Raw genomic sequence first — 2,785 nt, 5'->3', positions numbered from 1 at the left:
TAAGGCCAATAAGAAAATCGTGCTAACTGCTGGTGGTAGTCAAATTGAGATTAGTGGTGCAGGGGTATTACCGACCACTGCTGGAAAGTTTGAGGTCAAAGCGGGGCAGCATCAGTTTTTGGGTGGGGGTAGAATAGAAGATAGTTTTATGATTTTACCAGATCTTAGAAGTAAAAAATTTCATAGGCGTTTTTTATTTCACGATGAAATTTCTAGTCAGCCATTAAGCTATTACAAATATAGGGTTAAAAATAAAACAACAAATGAAATCCTTCAAGGCATCACTAATATTGATGGTTTAACAGAAATTATAACAACTACGGAAGATACCGATTTAGAAGTGCTAATCGGAAATGATGAAGTTGATGAAATTTTGAAAAAAATAAAGGGAGAGTAGGAGGTGAGTAAGACCATTCGTACAGTTCCTTTTGAAAGTGATCCACAATATCAAGTTCCTATCGGGCTTTATCAGATATCGTTATTAATCGGTAGTTCATATGGTGATGGTGAGCATGAATCCCCTTATGGACATACGGCTGTAGCAATATTTACGGAAAATAAAGATGTACCAGTCATTGTCTATGACTTTGGCAGATATGGTAAGACTTACTCAGAAGAGTTGGGGTTAGGAATCACTTTGAATGGCGCTAGTAGCCCCAGAGGCGAGGGGATTTTAAGATTATGGTGGAGCTTTTCTAGATATATTCAAGGTGAAAATGCTTGTGGCTATGGAACAAGCAAAACAAGAACAACTTATGAGTATATTTATTATGTTCAGCCGCAAAGCGTTCTTAATATTATGAATTTTTTTAAAAAATTAACTGATCAGGGCATTAGGTTAAACACTTCAGATATTAGGACAACATATAAATTGGTTGATCCATATTTTGCTTTAGGACCTAATTGCACTACATTAAGTTTAAATGCAATGAATGTAGGGTTGAGAAATTTTACCAAAAATTCTAGTAAATATATTGATTCAACAAAAGTGCTTGGACGAATGTTGTCAACCGCAATGAAAGCAAAATATCAAGAACCAAATTATTTGTATTTACCTGATAATCTTAAAGATTATCTTGAAAGCCAAGATGTAGCTATTAAGGTAAATGTTAAAAAATTTTATCATTCAAAAAATCAGCCAAAATTACCATCAGAGAGAATGAGAAGATGAAATGCTATTTTTCAAAAAAATATTTAGTTATAGTTTGACCTTTTTATTAGGAACGATTTTATCCTTTTTATTGTTTAATGGAAATTTATTTATGGATAAGAAAGAGATACATGTATTAGAAAAACCTATTTTGGTTAATTCACTTAGTGAAGAATCAGGTCAGGGAGGATATTATGTACTGCCTAAAGGTACAGTATTATATAATGATAGTGATTCTCTAAATACAAGAGTTTTAGTATATTTTAATGTGGTCGGAGATTTGGGTTTGGATTTTAAAGAACAAAATCCGGAAATAAGTAAACAGCCATCAGAGGTAGAGGCAATCGATAGTATGATGCTGCCAGAAATTTTAAAAAAGATAAATTTAAATAAGAATGATATTAAAAGTATTATTGATGAGGATAAAAATGTTCCTGCTAATGTTAAGAATATTCTGTATAAAAAATATAATATTGTTGAGTAGCTTCGCTTTTGTTGGATGTGGCAATGCCCCTTCTATTTTACCAAATGAGTTGCCTGTGGGGCATGTTGACCAAATATACAATGAAAAAATTGAAATTGAGAAAGTTATATTGGTTGATGACTTACTTGTTGATAGCAATATCACTAATGATTCTGGTCTGGTTTTAAATACTGGTGTTGGAGAGCCTCCTTATAGTGATAATACAATTGAAGTTAAAGGGACCCCCATTAAAAATGGAAAATATGAAATTATATTAGAGGGGCAGACTAGAAATGCATATGGTGGTAATATTAATTTTAGAAAAAATATGATTTGATTGTTTTGCAGTAAATAAAATTAAGTGGGTTTTTTAAGTAATATATTTTTGTTTAAATAATCTTAATATGGTTGTTTAAATCAAGTTACTATTAATTATTGGATAAAGGTAAATATGTTTAAATATGAAATTGATTTATATGGTTTTTCTAAAGCTAAGTTATTCAATTAGTGAAGATGAAGCCGTCATGTATATTTATTAATATTTTTTAGTATGCTGTATGAAAATTATTCGATTTTTGGTAATCACATTGTTATCGAGTTTAGCCGCTTGTAATTCGTCATCTGAGACGATGAGCAAACATGAACAAGAAATGAATGAAGCTGATTATGTTATTAGCGTTGTGGCTGGCAACCCTAGTGAAAATTTAATTAATAGTAATGCTAAGTTTTTTCACAATATAGTTTAGGTGCAAGTGTTGGATTTATACGACCAAACGGCTTTGTTGCACAAACCTATCTGTAAAGGCTTTTTCAGCGATATAATTTTCAAATGAAGAAGCCTACACATAAAATCTACCGCACAACCAATTGGCCCGCATATAACCGAGCACTCATGAGTCGCGGAAATATTGCCCTTTGGTTTGATCCTGCGCAATAGTATGCGCCATCAAAAGGCAAACAAGGGCGAAATCAAACCTACTCCGACGCAGCTATCCAATGCTGCTTAATGATTAAATCCTTATTTCGTCTGTCTTTACGTATGGTTACTGGCTTTGTGCAAAGTCTGATTAAACTTTGCGGATTAAATTGGATAGCTCCAGATTACACCACGCTTTGTAGAAGACAAAAGCATATTGATATTGTAATCAGCTACCAAAAAAGTAGCGATGGGC

4 protein-coding genes and 1 pseudogene are annotated in these 2,785 nt (G+C 32.7%); all 5 read left to right on the top strand.

Translation table 11 applies throughout. The features are described from left to right. Nucleotides 1-397, top strand: a 397-nt coding sequence (locus tag MF4642_RS16315; protein ID WP_153041806.1) for a DUF2345 domain-containing protein, incomplete at its 5' end; no start/stop codon positions are given. 3 nt (nucleotides 398-400) lie between these two features. Next, entirely contained in the window at nucleotides 401-1,171 is a 771-nt protein-coding gene (locus MF4642_RS16310) for a hypothetical protein (protein WP_004692636.1), read from the top strand. A 91-nt stretch (nucleotides 1,172-1,262) separates the two neighbouring features. Beyond that, nucleotides 1,263-1,634, top strand: a complete 372-nt coding sequence (locus tag MF4642_RS16305; RefSeq protein WP_227518570.1) for a hypothetical protein — start codon at nucleotides 1,263-1,265, stop codon at nucleotides 1,632-1,634. Continuing rightward, nucleotides 1,627-1,950 carry a hypothetical protein gene (locus MF4642_RS16300; RefSeq protein WP_227518569.1) on the top strand — a complete coding sequence of 108 codons (324 nt, stop codon included), beginning with the start codon at nucleotides 1,627-1,629 and terminating at the stop codon, nucleotides 1,948-1,950. The genes MF4642_RS16305 and MF4642_RS16300 overlap by 8 nt, the downstream gene beginning before the upstream one ends. A 492-nt stretch (nucleotides 1,951-2,442) precedes the next feature. Beyond that, nucleotides 2,443-2,785 (top strand): annotated as a pseudogene (locus MF4642_RS16290) (transposase); the annotation flags it as partial.

Source organism: Acinetobacter sp. MF4642 (assembly GCF_002018925.1).
In the GTDB taxonomy this organism is placed as follows: Bacteria; Pseudomonadota; Gammaproteobacteria; order Pseudomonadales; family Moraxellaceae; genus Acinetobacter; species Acinetobacter johnsonii.
The sequence above is the reverse complement of the archived record's forward strand: the minus strand, read 5'-3'. Positions and strand labels throughout refer to the sequence as shown.

What these genes read in the sequence shown, in the direction of transcription:
- MF4642_RS16305 (WP_227518570.1), top strand. Translation starts at nt 1,263, where the DNA reads ATGGATAAGAAAGAGATACATGTATTAGAAAAACCTATTTTGGTTAAT.